This is a genomic window from Streptomyces griseus (assembly GCF_900460065.1).
GTDB lineage: Bacteria > Actinomycetota > Actinomycetes > Streptomycetales > Streptomycetaceae > Streptomyces > Streptomyces griseus.
On sequence record NZ_UAVD01000056.1, the window covers coordinates 93520 to 118926 of the forward strand.

Annotated in this window: 22 protein-coding genes and 1 tRNA gene; 7 read left to right on the plus strand and 16 right to left on the minus strand. The window is 73.3% G+C overall.

Annotated elements, in window-relative coordinates; genetic code table 11:
- Window positions 1-134: 134 nt before the first annotated feature.
- Window positions 135-3530, plus strand: coding sequence for a S41 family peptidase (locus DTB53_RS34125; RefSeq protein ID WP_112416020.1), 3396 nt, complete (start codon window positions 135-137; stop codon window positions 3528-3530).
- A gap of 155 nt (window positions 3531-3685) precedes the next feature.
- On the opposite strand, the gene DTB53_RS34135 is transcribed toward DTB53_RS34125, so the two are convergent.
- From DTB53_RS34135 to DTB53_RS34150, 4 genes are all read right to left on the minus strand, one after another.
- Window positions 3686-3880, minus strand: a complete 195-nt coding sequence (locus DTB53_RS34135; RefSeq protein WP_003968509.1) for a hypothetical protein — start codon at window positions 3878-3880, stop codon at window positions 3686-3688.
- Between the two features lie 100 nt (window positions 3881-3980).
- Window positions 3981-4874 carry an SDR family oxidoreductase gene (locus DTB53_RS34140; protein ID WP_003968508.1) on the minus strand — a complete coding sequence of 298 codons (894 nt, stop codon included), beginning with the start codon at window positions 4872-4874 and terminating at the stop codon, window positions 3981-3983.
- Complete coding sequence (locus DTB53_RS34145; protein ID WP_012380515.1) at window positions 4871-5824, minus strand: alpha/beta fold hydrolase; 954 nt, start codon at window positions 5822-5824, stop codon at window positions 4871-4873. Before DTB53_RS34145 ends, DTB53_RS34140 begins: the two co-directional genes overlap by 4 nt.
- Window positions 5821-7461: a flavin-containing monooxygenase gene (locus DTB53_RS34150; protein ID WP_012380514.1), complete on the minus strand. Its 1641-nt coding sequence runs from the start codon at window positions 7459-7461 to the stop codon at window positions 5821-5823. The genes DTB53_RS34145 and DTB53_RS34150 overlap by 4 nt, the downstream gene beginning before the upstream one ends.
- Window positions 7462-7629: 168 nt before the next feature.
- On the opposite strand from DTB53_RS34150, the gene DTB53_RS34155 reads away from it, so the two are divergent.
- Window positions 7630-8274, plus strand: a complete 645-nt coding sequence (locus DTB53_RS34155) for a MerR family transcriptional regulator (protein WP_030705679.1) — start codon at window positions 7630-7632, stop codon at window positions 8272-8274.
- Between the two features lie 101 nt (window positions 8275-8375).
- Here DTB53_RS34155 and DTB53_RS34160 read toward each other — a convergent pair whose 3' ends face one another.
- Window positions 8376-9191 carry an exodeoxyribonuclease III gene (locus DTB53_RS34160; protein WP_012380513.1) on the minus strand — a complete coding sequence of 272 codons (816 nt, stop codon included), beginning with the start codon at window positions 9189-9191 and terminating at the stop codon, window positions 8376-8378.
- Between the two features lie 50 nt (window positions 9192-9241).
- Here DTB53_RS34160 and DTB53_RS34165 point away from each other — a divergent pair, with 50 nt between their 5' ends.
- Window positions 9242-9733 (plus strand): GNAT family N-acetyltransferase, encoded by a 492-nt coding sequence (locus tag DTB53_RS34165; protein ID WP_003968503.1) that lies wholly within the window; start codon window positions 9242-9244, stop codon window positions 9731-9733.
- A gap of 49 nt (window positions 9734-9782) precedes the next feature.
- On the opposite strand, the gene DTB53_RS34170 is transcribed toward DTB53_RS34165, so the two are convergent.
- Window positions 9783-10256, minus strand: a complete 474-nt coding sequence (locus DTB53_RS34170; RefSeq protein WP_012380511.1) for a GNAT family N-acetyltransferase — start codon at window positions 10254-10256, stop codon at window positions 9783-9785.
- Between the two features lie 46 nt (window positions 10257-10302).
- Window positions 10303-11814: a sigma-70 family RNA polymerase sigma factor gene (locus tag DTB53_RS34175; RefSeq protein ID WP_012380510.1), complete on the minus strand. Its 1512-nt coding sequence runs from the start codon at window positions 11812-11814 to the stop codon at window positions 10303-10305.
- Between the two features lie 139 nt (window positions 11815-11953).
- Between DTB53_RS34175 and DTB53_RS34180 the strand changes: the two genes are divergently transcribed.
- Window positions 11954-13057 carry a helix-turn-helix domain-containing protein gene (locus tag DTB53_RS34180; protein ID WP_042496956.1) on the plus strand — a complete coding sequence of 368 codons (1104 nt, stop codon included), beginning with the start codon at window positions 11954-11956 and terminating at the stop codon, window positions 13055-13057.
- Between the two features lie 61 nt (window positions 13058-13118).
- Here the strand turns inward: DTB53_RS34180 and DTB53_RS34185 are convergent, their stop codons facing one another.
- Window positions 13119-14339, minus strand: coding sequence for a S1 family peptidase (locus DTB53_RS34185; RefSeq protein ID WP_012380508.1), 1221 nt, complete (start codon window positions 14337-14339; stop codon window positions 13119-13121).
- Window positions 14340-14667: 328 nt separating this feature from the next.
- Here DTB53_RS34185 and DTB53_RS34190 point away from each other — a divergent pair, with 328 nt between their 5' ends.
- Together DTB53_RS34190 and DTB53_RS34195 are read left to right on the plus strand one after the other, a co-directional pair.
- Window positions 14668-15018: a hypothetical protein gene (locus DTB53_RS34190; protein WP_236586331.1), complete on the plus strand. Its 351-nt coding sequence runs from the start codon at window positions 14668-14670 to the stop codon at window positions 15016-15018.
- A gap of 7 nt (window positions 15019-15025) precedes the next feature.
- Complete coding sequence (locus DTB53_RS34195) at window positions 15026-18475, plus strand: hypothetical protein (RefSeq protein WP_012380506.1); 3450 nt, start codon at window positions 15026-15028, stop codon at window positions 18473-18475.
- A gap of 63 nt (window positions 18476-18538) precedes the next feature.
- Here DTB53_RS34195 and DTB53_RS34200 read toward each other — a convergent pair whose 3' ends face one another.
- The 8 genes from DTB53_RS34200 to galU all read right to left on the minus strand — a co-directional run bounded on the left by DTB53_RS34200 (window position 18539) and on the right by galU (window position 24682).
- The gene (locus DTB53_RS34200) at window positions 18539-18757 is read right to left on the minus strand and encodes a hypothetical protein (RefSeq protein ID WP_030115584.1); all 219 of its coding nucleotides are present in this window, start codon (window positions 18755-18757) and stop codon (window positions 18539-18541) included.
- Between the two features lie 314 nt (window positions 18758-19071).
- Window positions 19072-19145 (minus strand) — tRNA-Ala (locus DTB53_RS34205).
- A gap of 98 nt (window positions 19146-19243) precedes the next feature.
- Window positions 19244-20455: a divisome protein SepX/GlpR gene (sepX, locus tag DTB53_RS34210; protein WP_012380504.1), complete on the minus strand. Its 1212-nt coding sequence runs from the start codon at window positions 20453-20455 to the stop codon at window positions 19244-19246.
- 157 nt (window positions 20456-20612) lie between these two features.
- The gene (locus tag DTB53_RS34215; protein WP_012380503.1) at window positions 20613-21242 is read right to left on the minus strand and encodes a GNAT family N-acetyltransferase; all 630 of its coding nucleotides are present in this window, start codon (window positions 21240-21242) and stop codon (window positions 20613-20615) included.
- Between the two features lie 17 nt (window positions 21243-21259).
- Window positions 21260-21865 (minus strand): MogA/MoaB family molybdenum cofactor biosynthesis protein, encoded by a 606-nt coding sequence (locus tag DTB53_RS34220; RefSeq protein WP_012380502.1) that lies wholly within the window; start codon window positions 21863-21865, stop codon window positions 21260-21262.
- Window positions 21862-22362, minus strand: a complete 501-nt coding sequence (gene moaC, locus DTB53_RS34225; RefSeq protein ID WP_042496949.1) for a cyclic pyranopterin monophosphate synthase MoaC — start codon at window positions 22360-22362, stop codon at window positions 21862-21864. Before moaC ends, DTB53_RS34220 begins: the two co-directional genes overlap by 4 nt.
- Window positions 22363-22464: 102 nt before the next feature.
- The gene (glp, locus tag DTB53_RS34230) at window positions 22465-23775 is read right to left on the minus strand and encodes a molybdotransferase-like divisome protein Glp (protein WP_030705691.1); all 1311 of its coding nucleotides are present in this window, start codon (window positions 23773-23775) and stop codon (window positions 22465-22467) included.
- A 4-nt stretch (window positions 23776-23779) separates the two neighbouring features.
- Window positions 23780-24682, minus strand: coding sequence for a UTP--glucose-1-phosphate uridylyltransferase GalU (gene galU / locus DTB53_RS34235; RefSeq protein ID WP_003968490.1), 903 nt, complete (start codon window positions 24680-24682; stop codon window positions 23780-23782).
- Window positions 24683-24775: 93 nt separating this feature from the next.
- Here galU and DTB53_RS34240 point away from each other — a divergent pair, with 93 nt between their 5' ends.
- On the plus strand, window positions 24776-25381 hold the full coding sequence (locus tag DTB53_RS34240; protein ID WP_172595323.1) for a 5-formyltetrahydrofolate cyclo-ligase: 606 nt from the start codon (window positions 24776-24778) through the stop codon (window positions 25379-25381).
- Window positions 25382-25407 lie beyond the last annotated feature (26 nt).

Genomic DNA, 25407 nt, shown 5'->3' on the forward strand with positions numbered 1-25407 from the left:
AGTCCCGCTCAGCATCGAACGAAACTGTTTCGTACAGCTGAACCGTACCCGCACGGTCCAGCGAAACGAAATCGTTTCGCTTGTGTTCTGCACCACAAGTTGCCCCCGGACCCGCACCCCGAAAACATTGGGGGGTGAGTGACGACGTCGCGTATCTCCGTTTCCCGCACCTTCACCAGGACTTGCTGTGCTTCGCGGCCGAGGACGACCTCTGGGTCGCACCCCTCGCCGCCGCCGGGCACCGCCCCGGACGGGCCTGGCGGCTGACCGTCGACCGGACCCGGGTCAGCCATCCGCGCTTCTCGCCCGACGGGTCGTCCATCGCCTACACGACCTGGCGCACCCTGGACCCCGAGATCCACCTCGCGCCGGTGGACGGCGGCCCGGCCCGCCGGCTCACCCACTGGGGCTCGACCGACGCCCGGGTCTGCGGCTGGAGCCCCGATCCGGGCGAGGCCTGCCAGATCCTCGCCGTCTCCTCGCACAACCAGCCGTTCTCGTACTTCTCCTGGGCCTACAGCGTCCCCACCGACGGCGGCCCCGGCGGCAGACTCCCCTGGGGCCCGGTCTCCGACATCGCGGTCGCCGACATCGACGGCGAGCGCCGGACCCTGCTGCTCACCGGCACGCCCCCGCACGAACCGGCCGCCTGGAAGCGCTACCGGGGCGGGGCCATGGGCCGCCTGTGGCTGCACGGCGAACGGCTGCTCCCGGACCTCGACGGCCACCTCGCCAACCCGATGTTCGTGGGCCGCCGCATCGCGTTCCTCTCCGACCACGAGGGCGTCGGCAACCTCTACTCCTGCCTCATGGACGGCACCGACCTGCGCCGCCACACCGACCACGACGCCTTCTACGCCCGCAACGCCGCGAGCGACGGCCGCCGGGTGGTCTACCAGTGCGCGGGCGAGCTGTGGCTGGTCGAGGACCTGGAGACGCCCGACGCCGGCCCGCGCAAGCTGGAGGTGCGCCTCGGGGGCCCGCGCACCGGCCGGCGCGTCCACCAGGTGCCCGCCGCCAGCAACGTCGACTCGCTCTCCGTCGACGAGACGGGCCGGGCCAGCGCCGTCACCGTACGCGGCAGCCTCTACTGGCTCACCCACCGCGACGGCCCCGCCCGCACCATCGCCGACACCCCGGGCGTCCGGGTGCGGCTGCCGGAGATGCTCGGCAGCGGGGGTCGGGTCGCGTACGTCACCGACGCGGACGGGCCGGACGCCGTCGAGATCGCCTATCTGCCGCGCGCCAGCGGCGACCGCCCGCCGCGCAGGCTGGCCACCGGGCAGCTGGGCCGGGTGCAGGAGATGATCTCCGACCCGGACGGCGAACGCCTCGCCATCGCGTCCAACGACGGCCGCCTGCTGCTCCTGGACACGGCGGAGCCCGGGGCGGAGGCGGCGGAGCCCGCGGAAACCGTGGAGAAGCCCCCCAGCGGTTCGACCCGCGCCGACCTGCACGCGGCCACCGGCGCGGCGACCCCGGACAGCGCGGCCCCGGTCGACGAGCACCCGGGCCTCACCGAGCTGATCCGCTCCGTCAACGGCCCGGTCCGCGACCTCGCCTTCTCCCCCGACGGCGACTGGCTGACCTGGTCGCACCCGGGGGTCGGCCGCTCGCTGCGGCAGATCAAGCTGGCCCGGATCTCCGGCCCCGGCGCACCGGTGATCGTGGACGTGACCAACGGCCGCTTCGAGGACGAGAACCCGGTCTTCACGGAGGACGGCCGCTATCTGGCGTTCCTGTCCTGGCGCGGCTTCGACCCGGTGTACGACGTCCACACCGGCGACCTCTCCTTCCCGCTGGGCTGCCGCCCGTACCTGGTGCCGCTCTCCTCGGCGACCCCGTCCCCCTTCGCGCTCTCGCCCGACGGGCGTCCGGCGGCGGGCGGCCTGGACCCGGTGGACGTGCCGGAGGGCGGTACGTCGGAGGGGTCGACGGTGATGGTGGAGTTCGAGGGGCTGGAGAGCCGGGTGACGCCGTTCCCGGTCTCCGCCTCCAAGTACTCGGCGCTCGCCCCCGTGAGCGGCGGCGGTCTGGTCTGGCTGCGCTGGCCGATCTCCGGGGCGCTGGGCGAGACGTTCGCGAACCCGGCCGACATGTCGGGGCGGCCCACCCTGGAGCACTTCAACATCGCGAAGGCCCGCAGAACCGAACTGGTCGACCACCTCGACTGGTTCGCGGTCAGCGGCGACTCCTCACGCCTCGTCGTGATGGACGACGGCGAGCTGCGCGCCGTCCCCGCCACCGAGCCCGGCGACGGCGACACCACGGTCTACCTGGACCTGCGCCGCATCCTGCACGAGGTCGACCCCGGGGCGGAGTGGCGGCAGGCGTACGGGGAGGCGGGCCGGATCATCCGCGACTACTTCTGGGAACCCGACATGTGCGGCATCGACTGGGACGGGGTGCTGGACCAGTACCGCCCGCTGGTCGAACGGGTCGCCTCCCCCGACGAGTTCGCGGATCTGCTGCGCGAGGTGCTGGGCGAGCTGGGCACCTCGCACGCGTACGTCTCCCCCGCCCGCCGCAACGAGGGCCCGCCGCACTACCAGCGGGCGATCGGCCTGCTGGGCGCCAACCTGGTCTGCCGGGACGGCGCGTGGACCGTCCAGCGCATCCTGCCCGGCGACTCCTCGGACTCCAAGGCGCGTTCACCGCTGGCCGGTACGGGGATCAGGGAGGGCGCGGTCCTCACCCACGTCGACGGCCGGCCGGTGGACCCGGTGACGGGCCCCTACCCGCTGCTGTCGGCGGCGGGCGGCACCACCGTGGAGCTGACCTTCACCCCGGCGGGCGGCGGCCCGTCCCGCCGGGTGGCGATCATGCCGCTGGTCGACGAACGTCCGCTGCGCTACCAGGACTGGGTGGCCAAACGCCGGGACGTCGTAAGGGAGTTGAGCGGCGGCAAGTGCGGCTATCTGCACATCCCGGACCTGGGCGGCTCCGGCTGGGCCCAGTTCAACCGGGACCTGCGCCTGGAGGTGGCCCGGCCCGCGCTCATCGTGGACGTACGGGGCAACGCGGGCGGCCACATCAGCGAGCTGGTCGTGGAGAAGCTCACCCGCACGATCCTGGGCTGGGACCTGACCCGCAACGCCCAGGCGGTCAGTTACGCCTCCAACGCGCCGCGCGGCCCGGTCGTGGCCCTGGCCGACGAGGCGACGTCGTCGGACGGCGACATGATCACCGCCGCGTTCCGGCTGCTGAAGCTGGGGCCGGTGGTGGGCCAGCGCACCTGGGGCGGTGTGGTCGGCATGACCGGCCGCCACCGGCTGGGCGACGGCACGTCGATCACGGTCCCGATGAACGCCGCCTGGTTCGACACGTACGGGTGGTCGGTGGAGAACCACGGTGTGGAACCGGACGTGGAGGCCCTGCGCACCCCGCTGGACTGGGCGGAGGGCCGGTACGCCGTCCTCGACGACGCGGTCCGCCTGGCCCTGGAACTGCTGGCGGCACACCCGGCGGCGACACCGCCCTCGTACGACACGGCCCCGAACCTGCGGAGGCCGCCGCTGCCGCCGCGGTGACCCCGGGGGTCCGGGCGGGCCGGACCCCGGGTGCGCGCCCGGGGGGCCGGGCGCGCACCAAGAAGGAGGCGCACCCGGTCACCCGGGTGCGCCTCCTGGAGCGACGCGTACGCACGCGTGAACCGCAGCACGCACGCGTCACACCTCGATGACCGTCAACGGTCAAAACGCTCGCGCGCCCGGTCCTTCGCGTCCCGGGCACGGTCCTGCATGCCCGAGGAGGAGTCCGACTCCTGGTCGCGGGTCTGGGAAGCCCGGTCCCGGGCCTCGTCCTCGCCCTGACCGGCCTTCTGCTTGGCCTGGTCGGCGAGCTGCTGCGCCTTGTCCTTGAACTGGTCTGCGATACCCATGCCGTTCACTCCTGTGGGATGCGTGGGGTAGGTGGGGGACGGCCCCCCGCGGGGCCTCGCCCAGCCTCGCACGGCCCGACATCCCACGCATTTCGTACCGTTACGTACGGTCAGCACGCTCCGCGCGCGCGTCCTGGTCCGCCGCTCCCCCGGCTCCCACGAGCCCCTTCGACACGGTGTGCAGCCGCGGTTCGAAGCGCCGCATCTCGCGCTGCCCGCCGATCGCGATGACGGACGGCAGGTAGCCGCGGACCGACTGCATCCCGCGCAGCCACCACTGGGCGTACACGTGCGGGGAGCGCCGGGCGATGCCCTCCACGATCCGGTCGACGGCCGGGCCGAGCGGGTACGTGCGGTTCATCGGCCACGGCAGCCGCCCGCGCAGCTCGCGCATCACGTCGTCCCGGTCCGCCCCGCGCACCATGTCGGTGTCGGTCCAGGAGAGGTAGCCGACGCCGACCTTGACGCCCTTGTAGCCGACCTCGGCGCGCAGGCTGTGCGCGAAGGCCTCCACGCCCGACTTGGACGCGCAGTACGCCGTCATCATCGGGGCCGGGGTGATCGCGGCCAGCGAGGCTATCTGGAGGAAGTAGCCGCGGCTCTCCATCAGCACCGGCAGGAAGGCCCGCCCGGTGACCGCGCCGCCGATGAGGTTCACCTCGATGACCCGCCGCCACGCGTCCGGGTCGGAGTCGGCGAACGGGCCGCCCGAGGCGACGCCCGCGTTGGCGACGACCACGTCGACCTTGCCGAAGCGGTCCTTCACCTCGCCTGCCACCCGGGCCATCGCCTCGTGGTCGGTGACATCGGCGTACCAGTGGTCGCTCTCGCCGTGCAGCCGTTCGGAGACCTTCTTCAGCTCGTCCCGCTCCAGGCCGACGAGGGCCAGGGTCGCCCCGCGCGCCGACAGCTTGCGGGCCAGCAGTTCGCCCACGCCCCGGGCCGCGCCGGTGACGACGACGACCTGGCCCGCCAGATTCCGCTTGCCGCTCATGCGACATCCTCCTTCTCCGCCGTGACGGCTTTCCGCTCGGCGGCCGCCCCCGTGGCGACGTACCGGGTGACCAGGTCCCTGATCCTCGCCGTGACGGCCTCCGGGGCCTCCATCGGCGTCATGTGCCCCACGCCCGCCAGCTCGGTCAGGCCGAGCCCGACCGGCAGCGCGGCCGCGATCGCCCGCGCGTGGACCGGCGGGGTCAGCCGGTCGTCCGTGCCGGCGATCACCGCGGTCGGCACCCGCAGCTCGCGCACCCCCGCCGCGAGGTCCAGCTCACCGAGGACATGGCCCCACTCCACCCTCGCGCGGCGGGGGCAGGCGTGCACGATGCGGGCGCAGGAGTCGACCCGGTCCGGTGCCGAACCGGCGCCCATCGTCGCGTACTTGAGGATCCTCCGGGAGACCGGGTTGACCGGGCCGAGCGGCGCCTTCGCGCCCAGTACGGCGGTGGTGAGCCGGGTCCGCAGCGCACCCGCGCGCAGCGGCAGGACGGTGGCCTCGGCGGCCAGCCGCGTACTGCCGGTGGAGCAGAGGAGCACCGCGGCGGCGTGCTCGCGGAGTCCGGGGCGCGCGGCGGCGGCCATCACCGTCATCCCGCCCATCGAGTGTCCGGCGAGCACGGCCCTGCGGCCCGGGGCGAGCGTCGCGGCGAGGACCGCTTCGAGGTCGTCGGCCAGCGCGTGCGTGCTGTAGCCGCCGGGGCCCGGTGCCGGGGTGAGGCCGTGGCCGCGCTGGTCGTAGGCGATGACCCGGTGGTCGGCGGCCAGGTCGCGTATCTGGGCGTCCCAGAAGCGGGTGTTGCAGGTCCAGCCGTGGGCCAGGACGACCGCGGGGGCGTCCTCGGGGCCGTGCAGTTCGACGTGGATCCGGGAGCCGTCGGCGGAGCGCGCGGTCAACTCGGCGGCGGGCACGGGCGGGACGGTGTCACGGTGCAGGAGGCGGCTCATCGCGCGGCCTCCTCGGCGACGGAACCGGCGACCGGACCGACGCCGGAGGCCCTGCCGGAAGCCGGGTCGGACGCGGTGGCGGCGGTCACGGTCTCGCGATCGGCGCGGCCGGGCTGCTCGGGGACGCGTCCGCTCCCTGCGGCCCGCCCCGCCCCGCCCGCCGCACCGGCCCGGACGACGTCGTACTCCGCGAGGTCCACCGAACGCGTCTGCCTGCGGAACTCGCCCGTGGTGCCGGGCCAGACGGTGGTGTTGCGGCCCGCCTCGTCCAGATACCAGCTGGTGCAGCCGCCGGTGTTCCACACCGTGCGCTTCATCCGCCGCTGGACCCGGTCGTTCCACGCGGTGACGGCGGCGGAGCGGGCGCCGAGCGCGACGCGTCCGCCCAGCACGTTCAACTGCCGCAGGTAGTCGGCCATGTAGTTCAGCTGGGACTCGATCATCAGGATCATGGAGGAGTTGCCGAGCCCGGTGTTGGGGCCGATGATCGTCATCCAGTTGGGGAACCCGGCGGCGGTCGCGCCGCGCAGCGAGTTCATCCCGTCCTTCCAGGACTCGGCGAGCGTGATGCCCTCCTCGCCGACGACCCGCTCCGCGATCGGCATGTCCGTGACGTGGAAGCCGGTGCCGAAGATGATCGCGTCGACCTCCGCCTCGCTCCCGTCGGCGGCGATCACCGTGGAGCCGCGTACCTCGCTGAGCCCGGAGGCGACCACGTCCACATTGGGCTGGGCGAGGGCCGGGTAGTAGGTGCTGGAGAGCAGGATGCGCTTGCAGCCGATGCGGTAGTCCGGGGTCAGCTTGGCCCGCAGGGCCGGGTCCTTGATGGCCCGCGCCATGTTGGACTTGGCTATCTTCTCCACCAGGCCCAGCTGGTCGGGGTGCTTGGTGAAGGCGCTGACCTGCAACTCCCTTATGCCCCAGAGCAGTCCGCGGCGCGCTGTGCCGGTGGCGGGGACGGCCCGGTGCAGGGCCCGCTCGGCCTTGCTGATCGTGCGGTCCATGCGCGGCATGACCCAGGGCGGGGTGCGCTGGAAGAGGGTGAGCTTCGCGGTCTTCGGCTGTATCGCCGGGACGATCTGGATCGCGGACGCGCCCGTACCGACCATCGCGACGCGCTTGCCGGCCAGGTCGTAGTCGTGGTCCCAGCGCGCGGAGTGGAAGACCTTGCCGGGGAAGGAGTCGAGCCCCGGTATGGCTGGCGTCTTGGGGTCGGAGAGCGGCCCGGTGGCGGAGACGACGACGTCCGCGTGGAGTGTGGTGCCGTTGGCGGACTCGATCACCCAGTACAGGTTCTCCCTGTCCCAGCTCATCAGCTTCACCTCGTGGTTCAGCCGGATGTGCGGGCGGAGACCGAAGGTGTCGGCGACGCGCTCCAGGTAGGCCCGGATGTGCTCCTGGCCGGAAAAGGTGCGCGGCCAGTCCGGGTTGGGCGCGAAGGAGAAGGAGTAGAGGTGGGACGGTACGTCGCAGGCGCAGCCGGGATAGCTGTTGTCGCGCCAGGTGCCGCCCACCGAGGCGGCCCGCTCCAGGACGACGAAATCGGTGATGCCTTCGCGGCGCAGCCGTACGGCGGCCCCCAGGCCCCCGAATCCGGTTCCGATCACCGCCACACGTACGTGCTCCTGCTGGGCCATGCTGCCGCCTCCCGCGGTACGTCACGCGACTCCGCCAGCAATCACTGGCATGGTTCGGAGAGTAGAGCAGGACCGTACTGATGGGTAGGGGGCGGACCGAGGAAAGTTACCGGCGGTACAACATAGGGTGCCCCTGTGGCCGATGGACGCGAGCACCGCGAATACCGCATGGAGGAGCTGGCCGAGGAAGCCGGCATCACCGTGCGGACCCTGCGCTTCTACCGGGAGCGCGGGCTGATCCCGCCACCCCGCCGCGAGGGACGGATCGCCTGGTACGACGACCACCACCTGGCCCGGCTGCGGACCATCACGGGCCTGCTGGAGCGCGGCCACACCCTCAACGGCATCGCCGACCTCGCGGCCACCTTCGAGAGCGGCCGGGACGTCGCCGAGGTGCTGGGCCTGGGCGAGCCGACCGAGGAGACCCCGGTCCGCCTCACCCCGGAACAGCTCGCGGACTACTTCGAGGGCGAGGTCACGCCCGAGAACCTCGCCACCGCGCTGGACCTGGGCTATCTCGCCACCGACGGGGACGAGATCGTGCACATCAGCCGCCGCCTGCTGGAGGTGTCGGCCGAGCTCGTACGGGAAGGGGTGCCGCTGTCCACGGTGCTCTCCTCGGGCCGCCGCGTCCGCGAGCACGCGGACGCGCTCGCCGAGATCTTCGTACGGGTACTGCATGCCCACACGAAGGAGACCGAACCGGCCCAACTCCGGCCACTGGCCCGCGCGGTGGTCGACGCCGAGCTCTCCATGGCGCTCGACCGGAGGCTGCGCCGCGAGGACGGCACCCAGCCCCCGAAGTCCGGCTGACGCACTCCTCCCCCGGGAGGCCGACGGAACCCGCCGGAGCACCGCCCCGACCCGCCCCGGGGCGCCGGCGGGAACCACAGCACCTCCGGCGCGGTCCGGTACTACCGCTCGTAGACGACCGTCACCGGCGCGTGGTCGCTCCAGCGCTCGCCGTGCGTGGCCGCCCGCTCCACCCAGGCCTTCACCGCGCGCCCGGCCAGCCCCGGGGTCGCCATCTGGTAGTCGATGCGCCAGCCGCTGTCGTTGTCGAAGGCCCGCCCCCGGTACGACCACCAGCTGTACGGCCCCTCGACGTCCGGGTGGAGCGCCCGCACGACGTCCACGTACGCGGCCTCCTCCAGGACCCGGGTCAGCCAGGCGCGCTCCTCGGGGAGGAAGCCGGAGCTCTTGCGGTTGGCCTTCCAGTTCTTCAGGTCCGCCTCACGGTGGGCGATGTTCCAGTCACCGCACACCACCACCTCGCGCCCGTCCGCCGCCGCGCGCGCCTTCAGCCCCTGGAGGTAGGGCAGGAAGGCGGCCATGAAGCGCTCCTTCTCGTCCTGGCGCTCGGTGCCGACCTCGCCGGAGGGCAGGTACAGGCTCGCGACGGTGACCCCGGGGAGGTCGATCTCCGCATACCGGCCGCTCGCGTCGAACTCCTCGGCCCCGGGGACGCCGAAGCCCCCGAAGCCGATCTGGGTCCGCTCCGGGGCCTGGCGCGAGTAGAGCGAGACGCCCGCGCGCCCCTTGGCGGCAGCGGGCGCGTGCACGGTGTGCCACCCCTCGGGGGCGCCCACTCCCTCGGGCAGCTGGGCGAGCTCGGCCCGCACTTCCTGGAGGCAGACCACATCGGCGTCGGTCCCCGCGAGCCACTCGACGAAGCCCTTCTTGGCCGCGGCGCGGAGCCCATTAACATTCACGGAGGTCACTGTCAGCATCCCGAAACAGTACCCACACCACCCCTACGCACAGATATACGATGTTCAGCATGCTTATTCAGACTCGGCCCTTCGACCACCCCGACGCCGTCAAACTCAACGACCAGGTGCAGCTCGAATACGCCGAGCGCTACGGCGACGAGGGCGATGTCACACCGCTCGACCCCTCGATGTTCCTCCCGCCGCGCGGCCTGTACCTGCTCGCCTACGACGAGCTGGACCGACCGGTGGCGACCGGCGGCTGGCGGACGCAGGACCGCAACGACCACGGCTACTGGGACGGCGACGCCGAGATCAAGCGGATGTTCGTGGTACCCGAGGGACGCGGCAGGGGCCTGGCCCGGCGGATGCTGGCCGCCCTGGAGGAGGACGCGCGCGCCGCGGGCCGGATCCGGATGGTCCTGGAGACCGGCGACCAGCAGCCCGAGGCCGTCGCGCTGTACACGTCGAGCGGCTACACCGTCTGCGAGAAGTTCGGCCACTACCGGGAGTACGAGAGCAGCATCTGCATGGCCAAGCCGCTCCAGCGGCCCGGCACCTGATCCGGCTCCCCGTCGCCCGGGGAGCCGGCCCGCCCGGCCGGGCGGTGGCTCAGGAGCTCCCCCCGAGCACCAGGACCACGTGCTCGTCCTCCCCGTGCCGCACCGTGCCGGTCGCCACGAACCCGCACTTCTCCAGGAGCCGCACCGAGCCGGTGTTCCCGGCGGCCGGGTCCGCGTACAGCGGGCGGACCGTCTCCACCTCCAGGAACGCGGCCAGCGCCAGGGTGCCGATGCCCCGGCCCCAGTACGCACGGCCCAGCCAGTAGCCCAGGTAGCGCCGCTCGCCCTCCCACCAGGCCACGATGTTCCCCGCGACGCTCTCCGTGGTGCCGTCGTCCACGACGACCGTCCGCACGAGGTTGGCGGGGTCCCCGAGCACCCTCGTCGTCCAGTGCGCCATGAACGCCTCCCGCTCACGGGGAGGGAAGCGCGATCTCCGCACCGCCTCGGGGTCGTGCTCGTATGCGAGGAAGACCTCCAGGTCCGCTGGTTCGACGTCCCTGAGCCGCACGCTGTTCTCCATGCCGACCGAGTCTGGCACCCGCCACTGACAAGCGGCCGGTCACCGCTCAGCGCGGGGTGGCCAGCACCTGGGTCCAGTAGGGGCCGCGCGGGGAGTCGGCGATGCCCACCCCCACGTGGACGAAGTCGCAGTTGAGGAGGGCGCCGCGGTCGGGGTCGGCGCGCCACTCCTCGACGACCGCGGCCGGATCGCTCATGCCGGTCGCGATGGTCTCCCCGACCGCCGACCAGTCGTAGCCCGCGGCCTCGACCCGGTCGCCCGCGCCCCGGCCCGACGAGTCGGTGTGGTCGAAGTAGTTCCGCGCGGCCATGTCGTCGGAGTGGCGCTGGGCCACCTCGGTCAGCCGGGGGTCGGTCTCCAGCTCCGGGCAGCCGTTCGCGGCGCGCAGCGTGTTGACCCGGGTGACCACGCCCGCTTCCGGGCGGGGGCGCGGTGCGGCGGTCCTGGGCGGCGCTGCGGGCGACGGGGCGGCGGCGGTGGGCGTCCGGGTCGCGGCGGTGCGGCTCGGCGTCGGCGTCGGCGAGGGCGGGGCCGTGGTGGGCGTGGGGCGCGGCTCCGCGGGAGCGGCGGCGGGCGGCGGGGGCGCGGGGCTGTGGGTGACGCCGCCACCGCGTGCCGCGGGCGGGGCGGGGGCGGAGGGCCAGATCAGCACGGCGAGGGCGGTCACGGCTGCCGCGCCGGCCATGAGCCCCGCCGCCTTCCCGGCCGAGAACGCGGCGGGGGCGGACGCGGCAGGGGCCGGGACGGACGCGGCGGCCGGGGCCGCCGACGAGGCGAGGGCCACCGCCGTCTGCTGCCCGCTGTCGTAGAGCGGCACCACGAGGGCAAGCCCGGAGAGCAGGCCCTCTGCCGGGACCAGCCCCGCGCTGCCGTCGGAGCAGGAGGCGCAGCCGCGTACGTGCCGGGCGATCCGCTTGCGCCACAGCGGCGTCGGCGTACCGTCCCAGTCGCCCAGCAGGTCCTCCAGGGCCGGGCAGCGGGGGTCGGACGCCAGGGCCCGGACGACCGTGCGGCCGATGTCGAGCTGGTTCTTCACCCGCTGGACGCGTACGGCGGCGTGCTGCGGGGAGAGCCCGAGCGCCTCGGCGAGCTCGGACCGGGTGAGGTCGCCGGTCGTCTCCAGCCACCACAGGGACAGCACGTCGCGCTCGGAGTCGTCCAGCCAGCGGGTGGCCTCGGCCGTCTCGCGCCGCTGGCCGGAGAGTTCGAGGCGCAGGATCGTCAGGTCGACGAAGTCGGCGGCGGGGTCGGCCGGCTCCTCGGTGGCCTCCAGCGGGGCGGGGCGGTGGCCGAGTCCGGACCAGCGGGTGCGGACCTGGTTCATGGCGATGGCGACGAGCCAGGAGCGGAAGCGGGCCGGATCGCGCAGCGAGGGCAGTCCGGACAGCGCCCGGAGCATGGTCTCCTGCACCACGTCGTCCACGTCCGGATGGCCGTTGAGGGCGCGTCCGACGACGTTGTAGACCAGCGGGAGGTAGTGGGCGGCCAGCCGGTCCCCGGCGGCCCGGTCGCCGTTCCTCGCCGCGATGACCAGAGCGGTGGTGTCCACGCCGTTCACGCCCTTCGTTCGGTTCGCCACCGGAATGTGGGACAGGTCACCCCCGAGGGTTTTGTTATCCGTCCCGCGTCCGGTGGTCCACCAGTATGCGGGGGCCCGTAGGCCGTCCCGCCGAGAGAGTGCCGGGAACGGGAGGGACATGTCGAGCGATACGGACACCGACGTCACGCCGGCGGAGGCCGCGGGCGGCGGAACGGGCGACGCCACCGGTCCGGACACCGCCGGAGCGCGGGCCACCGGAGCGCCGGGCACCGAGGCACACGCCACCGCGGCGCGGACGGGCGAGGCCATCACCACGTCGGCCCTGCACGCGGCAGCGACCGGCGCCGAGACCTTCCCCGGGGCCTTGCGGGAGGCGCTGAACCGGCGCGGGCTGTCCCTGGAGCGGGTGAGCGAACGGCTCCGGGTGCGCGGCATCACCATCAGCCAGGCCACCCTCAGCAGTTGGCAGCGGGGCCGCAGCCAGCCCGAACGGGCCCGGTCCCTGCGCGCGGTGGACGTGCTGGAGGAGATCCTGGAGCTGCCCGCCGGAGCCCTGCGCTCCCTGCTCGGACCGCGCCGTCCGCGCGGACGGATCACCCCGCCCGGCGCGGAGGGGGCGGCGCTCCAGATCCTCGGGGAGGACTCCGTGGTCGAGAAGGCGCTCGGCGCGCGCTTCCGCCACTTCAACCAGGAGACGAGCTCCCTGATGGTCCACGACATCGTGCGGATGGGAGAGAGCGGCACCCTGAGCGCGATCTCCACCACGAACGTGCTGCGGGCCAGCCGGGCGGGGGCCGACCGGGCGATCTTCGTGCTCAGCTTCGACGACGAGGCGGCCGAGCCGGTCGACATCCGGGTCAGCTGCGGACGCCTCGCCGAGGCCACGTACCTGAAGGGGCTCAAATCCCTGGTGCTGGAGATCCACTTCGGCCGGGAGCTGGCCAAACTGGACACCACGGTGGTGAGTTACGCGGTCGAGGTGAGCCCGTCCGAGACCCCTGCCACCCACTACGAGCGCTGGTCGCGGACCAATCTCCACGAGTACCTCCAGCAGGTCTTCTTCCATCCCGGGGCCCTGCCGTCGGACTGCCACCGCTACGTCCGCGAGAAGGTCGGCGCACCGCCCCGCGCCCGGCGGCGCATCCCGCTGAGCGAATCGCACGACGTCCATGTCCTCACCTCCCGGTGCAAGCCCGGCGTCCACGGGGTCGCGTGGGACTACGGGACGGGAACAAGTGGAACGGGAGACCGCCCAGGATGAGTGGACGGCCTCCCGCGTCTGGGGGGGGTGGCCTTCGGCCGGTCGTGGAGCCGTGGTGCGGTTACTTGGTGTTGAGCGTCAGCCCGTAGTACGCGAGGGCGTCGTCGAGCGGCTGGAAGTAGGAGGAGCCGGGCGAGTTGACCTGGCCGTTGCAGCGCTGGTTGGTGGGACCGCCGGACGTCATCCCCTGGGCCTGGTCGCCGGAGATGTACGCGCCGCCGCTGTCCCCTCCCTGGGTGCAGACGCTGGAGCTGGCCAGACCGGTCACGACGGTGTCCGGGCCGCCGTTCTGGTCGGTGTAGGTGACGCTGACGTTGTACGAGCCGACCTTGCCGCAGGTCCACTGGGTGGTCTGACCGGACTTGCAGAGCGCCGCGCCCGAGGGGGCCCGCTTGCTGCCCTTGACCGGGACGGTGCCGGCCCGGCCGTACGTGGTGACGTCGAGGCCGATCGAGTTGCCGGCGTCGACGGTGGCGATGCCCATGTCGACGCTGCGGGTGCCCAGCGCGAAGCGGGTGTGGGTGCCCTTGGCGAACCGGGTGCCGTTGTAGGCCAGCGCCGGCAGGTCCTCGATGCAGTGCCCGGCGGTCACGAGCACCTGCTTGCCGTTGCGGTCCTTGGCACCGTAACCGACGGAGCACAGGTAGCCGTTGAAGGTCATCCGGCTGCCGGGCGGAACGACGGCCTGGGTCTCCAGCTTCTCCTGGCCCTTCACGACGCGCACGGCGTCGCCGTTGCTCCGCGCCGCCTCGAGGAAGCTGCGGGTCGCGGCGTCGGAGTCGCCGTTGACCTCGACGGTCACGGTGTCCGACGCGAGGTCGACGGACCAGGCGGAGACCCCGGCCGGGGCGCTCTTGAGCGCCTTGGCGTCGAGCCGCGCCTTGATCCGGTCGAGCTCGCTCTCGCCCCGCTCGGGCACCCGGGCCTTGAGCCCCGCGGCCCGGACGTCCTCGGCCGCTTTGGCGTCGGCGGCGTTGACGACCAGCGAACCGTCCTCGGCGAAGAAGGCCCCGAGCGTGTCGACCCGGTCCTTCCGCAGCTCCGCGAACCGGCCCTGCTGGTCGGCCTCGCGGTCCAGCCGCGCCACGGCGGCCTTCTCGCTGACACCCAGGGTCGTGGCGAGCGCCTTGACCATCTCCGGCTGGTAGGCCGGAGCCGCCGCGGGCGCCGAGGGCTCCTCCGTCGTACCGGCGTAGGCCCCTGTGGCGACTCCGGCCGACAGAAGGGCGCCGATCGAGGCGGCCACGATGTATCTGCGCGCGTTCTTCTTTCCGTGCTTCACGCGATTCCTTCCGCTACGCAGGCGAGCGTCCAGACAATGGGGGGGGTGGCCACACCGCGCCTGGGGAAGCACGATGTGTTCCATGGACACTGCCCGGCGGCGATGACATGTTCCTGTCGCCGCGCCTCGAACTCTGGCCCAGCCGGAACTGCCGCGACAAGAAGCGGCGGTGGTGCTCTTTTCTACAGAACTGGCCGAGAACTGTAGAGAGATCGACGGAAAGCCCAGGTGCAGACCTTTGCGCGGGGAAAACGCGACCGCGCTGAATCCGGTTCGAACAGCCGTGACCAGCAGTACAGTTGCCATTCGAATGACGGGGGACTTCACCGTGAACAGTGGCCGTCGAGCCGTACTGATGTGGACGGGCCTGGGCGTCGCCGTCCTCGCCGGAGTGCTGTCCTTCCTCAGCTGGGACCGGGCCGACCAAGTGGCCGGAGTGGTCTCCGCCGTGGTGGGCGTGGCGGCCCTGGGAGCCGGCGTGTACGCGGCGGTCGGCCCGCCCCGGGGCCCCGACGTGCGGGTCTCGGCGACCGGAAGGGCCACGTCCCGGGGCGGCGACGCCAACACCGGCTTCGTCGCTCCGGCCTCCACCGCCCCGCCCGGCTCGGTGTCCGTCGACGGCACGGGCGACGCGGAGGCCGACGGGGGCAGCGCGAACACCGGCTTCCGGCAGGGGTAGGCGCGCGGTGGCCGATGCCAGGATCGGAGTGAAGGGGACGGGCGACGCGTCGGCGGAGGGCGGCGTGGTGTTCGTGAACACCGGCGCGGTCACGGGCCCCGTGAACCTGCACGCCCCCCGCACCGCCGTGTCGGGTTATCTGCTCCAGGTCGAAAGGATGGCCGCGGCCGACTTCCGAGGACGTGAGGCCGAGCTTTCGGCACTGGCGGCTTTCGGTACGGAGGCGCGCCCCCCAGGCGGTTCCGGGAAGGATTACTGGCGCTGGCTGGCCCCCGCGTGGGCCGGAAAGTCCGCCCTGCTCGCGGAGTTCGTCCTGCATCCGCCGGCCGGAATCGACGTCGTCGCGTTCTTCATCACCTCCCGCATGGCGGGCCAGAACGACGCCGCCGCCTTCTGCGAAGTCGTCCAGCGACAGTTGTACGCCCTCCTGCGGGAGGAGGAGCCGCTGAGCACTCCGCACACCCGCGACGAACAGCTGCGGCTCGCTCTGGACCGCGCGGCCGAGCGCTCCGCCGCGGAGGGCCGGCGGCTCGTACTCGTGGTGGACGGGCTGGACGAGGACCACGGCGTCACCGCCGGGCCGGACTGCCACAGCATCGCCGCGCTGCTGCCGCGGACGCCTCCGCACGGGATGCGGATCATCGTGGCCGGACGGCCCCACCCGCCCGTTCCGGACGATGTGCCCGGCGACCACCCGCTGTGGACCACGGAGATAGACCACTGGCTGGAGCCCTCCCCCCACGCCCAGGCCACCCGCCGGGACGCCGAGCAGGACCTGCTGCGGCTCCTCGACGGCGGCGGGCTGGGGCGGGAGCTGGTCAGCCTGACGGTGGCGGCGGGCGGCGGCCTCAGCGCCCACGACATCGCGGAACTGACCGGCAGCCGCCCCCGCCGGGTGGAACGCGAACTGTCCGCCGCCAGCGGCCGCAGCTTCCGCCGCCGCGCCGCGCACTGGACGCCCGGCGGGCCGGACGTCTACCTGCTGGCCCACGAGGAGATCCAGCGCGGTGCGGCGGACCTGGCCACGGACGCCGAACTGGCCGACGGCCGCACCCGCCTGCACCGGTGGGCACAGACGTACCGGAGCGCGGGCTGGCCCCCCGCGACGCCCGCCTACCTGCTGCGCGGCTACGCACAGCTCCTGCGGGAACTGGGAGACACCGGCCGCCTGGTGGAGCTGGTCTGCGACACCGCACGGCACGAGCGGCTGTGGCAGGTCACCGGGGCGGACCTGGACGCGCTGAGCGAACTGTCGTCATCGCTGGACCAGTTGGCGGCCCACGGCAGGCAGAGCGGCGACCCGGACGTCCCGGCCGCACTGCGCCTGGCCGCCGCCCGCGACGGGCTGCACGAACGGGCCCGCGCCCTGCCGCCCGGTCTCATCGGCCTGTGGGCCCGGCTCGGGCACACCGACCGGGCCGTCAGCATGGCGGAGTCGCAGCGGGGGTGGTCCCTCCGGTCGCTGTCCCTCACGGCCGTCGCGACGTCGCTCGCGGCCACCGGCCACGGAGAGCGGGCGGCCGTCCTGGCCGACGACGCGGAGACCCCCGAGCTCCGGGACGACTTCCTGTGGGCGATCGCGACGGGACTGGCGGAGGCCGGCCGGTACGCCGAGGCGGTGCGCACGGCCTCCCGGGTCACGGACACGGAAACGAGAGCCGAGACGCTCGTGGCGATCCTCAAGGCGGTGGCGGAGGCGCGGGCGCGGTCGGGACCGGTGGACCCCGATGTCGTCGCCTCCCTCCCGGACGCGGCCATGCGGGCCGTGCGGAGGGTGCCCGACACCGTCGTACCGGTCGAGCTGCTCGCCGATCTCGCCCACGCGTACGCGCTGCTCGGCGACGACCGCGGGGCCCGGGAGGCGGCCGGCCTCGCCTTCGCCGCCGGTCCGGACGACCACGGGTGGCTGCGGGCCCTGTACCTCGGCCGCCTCGCCGTGAAGCTGGCCGGGGCGCCGGGTCTGCGGGAGCGCGCGACCGAGGCCGCCCTGGAGTCGGTGAGCACGGTGGCGTCCGTGGACGACCTCCGGGAACGTGACGCGGCGCTACCCGAGATCGCCGCCGGGCTGGCGGCGGTCGGCCGTCACGAACAGGCGGCGGCCCTGGTCGACCTGCTCCGCCCCCTCCCGAGCGCCTTCTCCAACGGGCTGCTGTCCATCGCGACGGCGATCGCGGAATCCGGTGACCCGGACAAGGCACTGGAGTGGGCCGACCGCATCACCGAACCGGCCGACCGGTGCGAGGCCTTCACCGCGATCGGCAGGTGGTCGGTGACGTCCGCCGACCCCCTGCGAACGCGGGGGATGGCCCAGCGGATTCTCGACGAGCTCGACGGGCTGTCCGACGGGGGCACGCAGGTGAACCAGCTCATCGCCATGGCGGACTTCCTGAGCCGGGCGGGCCAGGACGAACCCGCCAGGGCCGCCGTCGTGGCGGCGACCGATGCCGCCCGGGGCGGCTCCGCCGCTCGCGGCCACGTGGTCACCCAGGTGGCCGTCGCGTCGGCACTGGCCGCGGCAGGGGCCGAGGACGACGCGCACCGCCTCATCGACCTGGCCACGCGGACGGCCGAAGCCGAGGAACCGGGACAGCTCCGCCTCACCTACCTGCTGACGGTGGCCGAGGGCCTGCACGCCATGGGATGCGACGACCGGAGGGACGGGCTGCTCTCCGCGCTGCTCGACGAGAACCGACAGGACGCGCACAACCCGGAGCACACCGTCTCCCTGCAGCGCATCGCGGAGACGTTCGGTGCGACCGGCAGTCCGGACCGGGCCGGGGAGCTGGCGCGCGAACTCCTGGACCGGGCGGCCAACGCGGCCAGCCCGTCCCTGAGAAGCTGGATCCGCTATCGCGCCGCGAACGCGTTCCTCGCGGCGGAGGACATCGACGCGGCCCTGGCGCTCACCGCGGCGCTGCCGGAGGGCGAGGAGTCCTCCTTCCTGTCCGGCGTCGTCCAGAAACTGCTGGAGACCGGCGCTCCGGACCGGGCCGCGCGGCTGGCCGAGGAGCTCTCGGACGCCCACGGAGATCAGGGGAGCCTGAGGTACGTCGCGGCGGACCTGGCGGCCAGGGGCGACACCGCCGGCGCGGTCGCCCTGCTCGACGACCTCTCCGTACCCGCTCTGCGCGAGGTCGCCACGGCGGACGTCGTCGGCGCATCGGCCCGGGCGGGCGCGCCGCACGAAGCCCACGCCCTGGCCCGAGCCATCACCGACCCGGGCCACCGGAGCAAGGCCCTCGCGGCCGTCGCCCGCGCTCACGGCCCCACCGCGGAAGGCCGGGCCCTGCTCGTCGAAGCACTGGCCCTGGGCACCTGGGACCAGTTGGTCGAGGCGGTCGCCGCGGTGACGCCGGAACACCTGCTCCTGCTGGCGGACCTGTCCCGGCCCCAGGTGGTGTCCGCGAAGTCTCGCCCGGCCCTCCCGGAACGGCGGAATCCCGCCCGATCGCGATGACCGGACGGGACCCGTCGACCAGGGCCGGCGTCACCCGGCCACGAACAGGTGCTGCCGCGGGCCCTACTTGGCCGCGTCCAGCGCGGCCAGGGCCTGCGCCCAGCCGACGTACTTCAACTCCGCGAGGTCGGCGACGGTCTTGATGCCGAACGCCTCCTTGAGCAGGTCACCCTGCCGGTCCGAGACCCCCTTCAGCGCGGAGACCGGCGCCGCGAGCACCTCGGGCACGCTCTTGTCCGCCCACGCCTTGTCCAGCACCTTGTCCAGATCGATCGAGGCCACGCTCGTTCCCCTCTTCCCGTCGCGCTCACCACGAAGCGCGCACACCTACGGCGGGGCAGCACGGATCGCGCCCACCCCTGACCGTCATCTACAGACGTGTAGAGCATAGGGAGGGAAGGCGTCCGGAAGTGCGCTTACGGGAAGACGAGCCGACAAAGTCCGAAAGGCGCCGCCCGGCGGCACCGCCCGTGACCGACACCCGGAGGGGCCACGAGGTCACCGGCACGCGGCCGGAAACGACGAGATCCCGCCCCGCCTCACGGCGGAACGGGATCTCGTGACGCTCCTGAGAGCTACTCAGAAACTGTCGTTTGTGGACCTGTGGGGATTTGAACCCCAGACCCCCTCGATGCGAACGAGGTGCGCTACCAGACTGCGCCACAGGCCCTTGCGACGTGTGAAACTCTAGCACCCCCACAGGGGTGCTTGGAAATCCGTTCCTCCGCTGGTCAGCGGTGCCGGGATTTCCGAGCTGCCCCCACGGCCTCACTCGTTGGCCGCACGCGGCCGGTCCTCGTCGTCGTACTGGTCGAAGAGTGGCGTCCGGCCCCGGTCGCGGCTGCGGCGGGACGGGTTCGCGCGCTGACGCGGCGCCGGGTCGACCGCGGGGGCCGTCGGATGCGACGTGCCCGTCTGGGTGGGCTCGGCGGTGCTGGAGCGGGCCGCGCTCCAGGTCTCCGGGTCGTTGACCTCCACGCCGCCCGTGGCCCGGGGGGCGACGGGCGCGGTGACGTAGGTGGGCAGCGGCACGGGCACGGGCTCCCAGCTGTCGCCCTGGACACGACCGCGCTCGCGCTGCTGGTCCACCCACTCCGCGTGGTCCGTCTGCTCGACCAGGGCGCGGCGGCCGGCCTCCTGGGGGGAGACCGTGGGCGTGGGCTCCGGCTCCCGGTGGTGGGACTCCGAGTCGTCGTCGGGCTCGGCGGGGGCGGGAGCCGTCGGCTGGTGCCTGCGGGGACGGTTCTCGCGGAGCCGCTGCGCGGCGTCCTCGGCCCGGCGGCGGTCCATGGTGAAGGCGAACCGCCGGCGCTCCTGGGCGCGCAGATGCACGATGTACGTGCTCAGCAGCACGGCCGGGACCGCGGGGGCCCAGAGGAAGCCGAGACCGCCGACCGCCGCGACGACCGCTCCCAGGGTGAAGGCCAGGAAGAGGACGACGGTGGTCCGCCTGCGCCGCGCCAGGACCTGGGAGCGCTGCGCGCGCCGGGCCCGCTCGGCATCGGCCTCGCCGGAGCGGGGGCGCCGCCGGGCGGGTGGCACGTGTTCCGCGGGGCGCTCGCCGGACCGGCGCTCGTGCGCCTGACGGTCCGCCGGCTGATGCGCCGCTCGCCGCTCGTGCGCCTGACGGTCGGAGGCCTGGGCGTCCGAGGCGCGCTCGGGAGCGTGCGCCGGGTCGGCCAGCCTGGCTTCCGTGTGCGCCGGAGGCGCGGCAAAGGCCCGGACGTCCACGGATTCCATACGGTCCGTTTCCCGGTCCGGGTCGACGTCGGGCGTCGCCTCCTCGGCGGTACGCTCCCGCAGCTCCTTGGCATACCGGCGCTCCATCGCCGCCCGTCCGGACAGCAGCCGGATGGCGGTGCTGAAGCGTTCCGTCGGACGGGCTTCGTTGAGCTCGTCCTGCCTGCGGAGCCACATCGGTACCAAGTAGGCGGCCCAGGCCCCGACGATGACTGCGTAGATGAGGCCGCTGCTGCTCACGCTCACACCGTAGAGGGGTTTGCGCGGAAGGATCCGCCAATTGGCCCGGTGTGTCGCACGATCCGGCTGATATCACGGACTTTTTTTGTGATTGTTCGGATCAGCAGCCGCCGATAGCCCGACCTCATACGGTCGTCGGGCGATCAAATTCGAACACTTATTTTATTTCGCCGGTCGGTCCGGGGCCTTTCGACGTCATGGGACGCGACCGGCGCCAGCGCCGGAGCATCCCCTCGGGCACTTCCTCGGCGGTGAGGGCGAAGATCAGGTGGTCACGCCAGGCGCCGTCGATGTGGAGATAGCGCGGGCGCAGGCCCTCCGAACGGAATCCGAGTTTCTCCACCACCCTGCGGCTGGGGCCGTTCTCCGGGCGAATGCAGACCTCGATGCGGTGCAGACCCACCGTACGGAAGCAGTGGTCGACGGCGAGGGCCACGGCCGTCGGCATGACCCCGCGCCCGGCGACGCTCTGGTCGACCCAGTAACCGACGTGCCCGGAACACATCGAGCCCCAGGTGATCCCCGCGACCGTGAGCTGGCCGACCAGCCGGCCCTCGTACTCGATGGCGAACGGGAGCATCCGCCCCGCGTTCGCCTCGGCGCGCAGGTGGCGGACCATCTGCCGGTAGGTGGGGCGCTGCGCCATCGGGCCGCCGGGGGCGGGCGGCGGGACGGTGGCCTCCCAGGGGCGCAGCCAGTCGCGGTTGCGCCGGTTGACCTCACGCCACACCCGCTGGTCACGCATCTTTATCGGGCGCAGGACGATCTCGCCGTCGGTCAGCGTCACCGGCCAGGTCGCGATGTTCAGCTCGGGCTCCCCGGTCGGGGGTGGTCGCCGCCGCGCAGCTGGTCGACGGCGTGCACCAGGAGCCGGCCGAGGACCGCCAGCCCGTCCTTCACCCCTCCGGTGGAGCCGGGGAGGTTGACGATCAGGGTGCGGGAGGCCACCCCCGCGAGCCCCCGGGAGAGGGCGGCGGTCGGGACCTTGGCCAGCCCCTCGGCCCGGATCGCCTCCGGGATGCCGGGGATCTCGTGGTCGAGGACGCGCCGGGTGGCCTCGGGCGTGGCGTCGGTGGGCGAGATGCCCGTACCGCCGGTGGTGACGATCACGTCGTACCCGGCGGCGACTCCGGCGCGCAGGGCCGCCTCGACCGGGTCGCCGTCGGGGACGACCTGCGGTCCGTCGACCGTGAAGCCGAGGGCGGTGAGCGCTTCGGCGATCAGGGGGCCGCCGCGGTCGGCGTACACCCCGGCGGAGGCGCGGTTGGAGGCGGTGACGACGAGGGCGGCGTACGGGGAGGGCCGGGCCGCGTCCGTGGGCTCGGTCCGCGCGGGCCGTTCGTGGCCGGTGACGCCCGGCGCGGTCGCCCCCCGCTCGTGGCCGGGGGCCCGGGGCTCGGGCGCCGTCACGCGTCCGGCCCCTCCGGCGCGGTGCGCCGGTAGTCGCCGGACTTGCCGCCCGACTTCGCCTCGACCCGGACGTCGGTGATGACCGCGCTCTTGTCGACGGCCTTGACCATGTCGATCACCGTGAGGGCCGCCACCGAGACCGCGGTGAGGGCCTCCATCTCGACGCCCGTGCGGTCCGTCGTCTTCACGGTGGCCGTGATCTCCACCGCGTCGTCGGCCACGCCCAGCTCGACCTCCACACCGGAGACGGCCAGCGGATGGCAGAGCGGGATCAGGTCCGGGGTGCGCTTGGCCCCCATGATCCCGGCGATCCGGGCGGTGGCGAGGGCGTCGCCCTTGGGGACTCCCTCGCCGCGCAGCAGCTCGATCACCCGCGGCGAGACGAGCACCCGGCCGGAGGCCCGGGCGAGGCGGGTGGTGACGTCTTTCTGAGACACGTCGACCATGCGGGCCGCGCCCGTCTCGTCGATGTGCGTCAGCCTGTTCTGCGTACTCAACTCACTCCGCCTAGCGCTAGGGGCGCCGGTCACGCCTCGGGGAACCGGAGGGGGTCCCCCGGAAGGCACGGCGGCAGATACCGTACCGCCACGGGGCGGCGGTCAGCCGAGCAGGATCACGTCCGTCTCGGTGCCGGGCTCGACCGACGTGGTGTCCTCGTCCACCACGATCAGCGCGTTCGCGTGCGCGAGCGCGGCGATCAGATGCGAACCGGAACCGCCGACCGGGGTGACCGTCCCCGCCTCGGCGTCGTGACGGCCGCGCAGGAACTGGCGGCGTCCGTCGGGCGACGCGAGGGCCTTGTCGGCGCTCAGCCGGGCGCGGGCCGTCGGGCGGTGCACGTCGGTGAGGCCCATCAGGGCACGGATGGCCGGGCGGACGAACAACTCGAAGGAGACGTAGGCGGAGACCGGGTTGCCCGGCAGCGCCAGCAGCGGCGTGTGGTCCGGGCCGATCGAGCCGAAGCCCTGCGGCTTGCCGGGCTGCATGGCGAGCTTGCGGAACTCGACCCCGCCGCCCGGCTCGTCCTCGTCCCCGACGGAGGACAGCGCCTCCTTGACGACGTCGTACGCGCCGACGCTGACCCCGCCCGTGGTGACGACGATGTCCGCGCGGATCAGCTGGTCCTCGATCGTGGCGCGCAGCGTCTCGGCGTCGTCGGTCACCGCGCCGACCCGGTAGGCGATGGCTCCGGCGTCCCGGGCGGCGGCCGTCAGCGCGAAGCTGTTGGAGTCGTGGATCTGGCCCCCGGTCAGCTGCTCGCCCGGCTGGACCAGTTCGCTGCCGGTGGACAGGACGACCACGCGGGGGCGGGGCCGTACGACCACGGTGGCGCGGCCGATCGCCGCGAGCAGCCCGATCTGCGGCGGGCCGACGACCGACCCGGCGGCCAGGGCCAGATCGCCCGGCTTGACGTCGCTGCCCCGCTCGCGCACATGGGCGCCGGCCACGACGGGCCGGTGCACCCTGACCTCGCCGGTGGCGTCCTCGGGCGCCTCGCTGTGGGCGCGCATGGCGGCGGCCGGGCCCTCGCCCGTACCGCCGTCGGTCCACTCGACCGGGACCACGGCCTGAGCACCGGCGGGCAGCGGGGCGCCCGTCATGATGCGGGCGGCCTGCCCCGGCCCCACGACCTGGTCGTCGGCGAGTCCCGCACTGCCCGCGGCGACGTCGCCGATGACGGTGAGGACCGCGGGGAACTCCTCGCTGGCGCCCTCGACATCGGCGATCCGGACCGCGTAGCCGTCCATGGAGCTGTTGTCGAACGGCGGCAGGGCCACCTCCACGAGAACGTCCTCGACGAGGACGCAGCCCTGGGCGTCCGGCAGCTGCAGCTCGATGGGCTCCAGCGGCGCGACCGCCGCGAGGATGTCGTCGAGGTGCTCGTCCACCGACCAGATCGTGCTGCTCACGGGGTTACATCTCCTCAGCGACGTACTTGCGCAGCCAGGTCCGGAAGTCCGGTCCCAGGTCCTCACGTTCGCACGCCAGTCTGACAATGGCGCGCAGATAGTCGCCGCGGTCGCCGGTGTCATAGCGGCGGCCCTTGAAGACGACGCCGTGCACGGGGCCGCCGATCTTCTCGTCCGCGGCGAGCAGCTGGAGCGCGTCGGTGAGCTGGATCTCGCCGCCGCGGCCCGGCTCGGTGTGTCGCAGTATGTCGAAGACCGCGGGGTCCAGGACGTACCGGCCGATGATGGCGAGGTTGCTGGGGGCGTCGGCCGGGTCCGGCTTCTCGACCAGGTCGGTGATGCGGACCACGTCGCCGTCGACGGTGGCGTCCGCGGCGGCGCAGCCGTAGAGGTGGACCTGCGAGGGCTCGACCTCCATGAGTGCGATGACGCTGCCGCCCTCACGCTCCTGGACCTCGACCATCCGGGCCAGCAGCGCGTCGCGCGGGTCGATCAGGTCGTCGCCGAGGAGCACCGCGAAGGGCTGGTCGCCCACGTGCGGGGCGGCGCACAGCACGGCGTGACCGAGGCCGCGGGGGTCGCCCTGCCGCACGTAGTGCATGGTGGCCAGGTCGCTGGACTCCTGGACCTTGGCGAGGCGTTCGGCGTCGCCCTTGCGGGTGAGCGCGGACTCCAGCTCGTAGTTGCGGTCGAAGTGGTCCTCGAGCGGACGCTTGTTGCGGCCGGTGATCATCAGTACGTCGGAGAGACCCGCCGCCACGGCCTCTTCGACGACATACTGGATGGCCGGCTTGTCGACGACAGGCAGCATCTCCTTGGGAGTGGCCTTCGTGGCGGGCAGGAACCGGGTGCCGAGACCTGCTGCCGGGATGACGGCCTTGCTGATCCTGGGGTGCGACTGAGTCATGTGCAGACCTTAACGGCTGCACACGTCTGGAAGCTGATATTCCGGTTAACTTCGTCCTTAAATATGCCCATACGAGAATCGTGCGAGTCACCCTTGAACACCGACAAGTCCGGAAAGCCGTCCGCGAAGGACTCCCTGCGGCGCGAACTGCTCGCCGCTCGGGCCCTCCTGACGAAGGAGGACGCCGCCCGGACGGCCGCGGTTCTGGCCGGGGCGGCCCTGCGCCTGCCCGAACTGGCCGACGCCCGTACGGTCGCCGCGTACGTCTCCGTGGGGCGCGAACCGGGCACCCGCGCCCTCCTGGAAGCGCTGCGCGGGCGTGGCGTCCGGGTGCTGCTGCCGGTCCTCCTGGCCGACAACGACCTCGACTGGGCGGCCTACGAGGGCCCGGAGCACCTGCTCCCGGCCGGGCGGGGGCTCCTGGAGCCGGACGGGCCGCGCCTGGGCCCCGCAGCCGTCGTGGAAGCCCAGGCGGTGCTGCTGCCCGGCCTGGCGGTGGACGGGGCCGGGATGCGGCTGGGGCGGGGCGGCGGCAGCTACGACCGGGTGCTGGCCCGGCTGACGGCCGCCGGGGCGCACCCTGCCCTCGTCGTGCTCCTGTACGACGACGAGGTGGTCGCCCGGGTCCCCTCGGAACCGCACGACCAGCCCGTGGACGCCGTGGTCACGCCGGCCGGGGCGCGGCGCTTCCCTTCCTGAGCCGCCCCGCACGGCGGAGCCCCCTC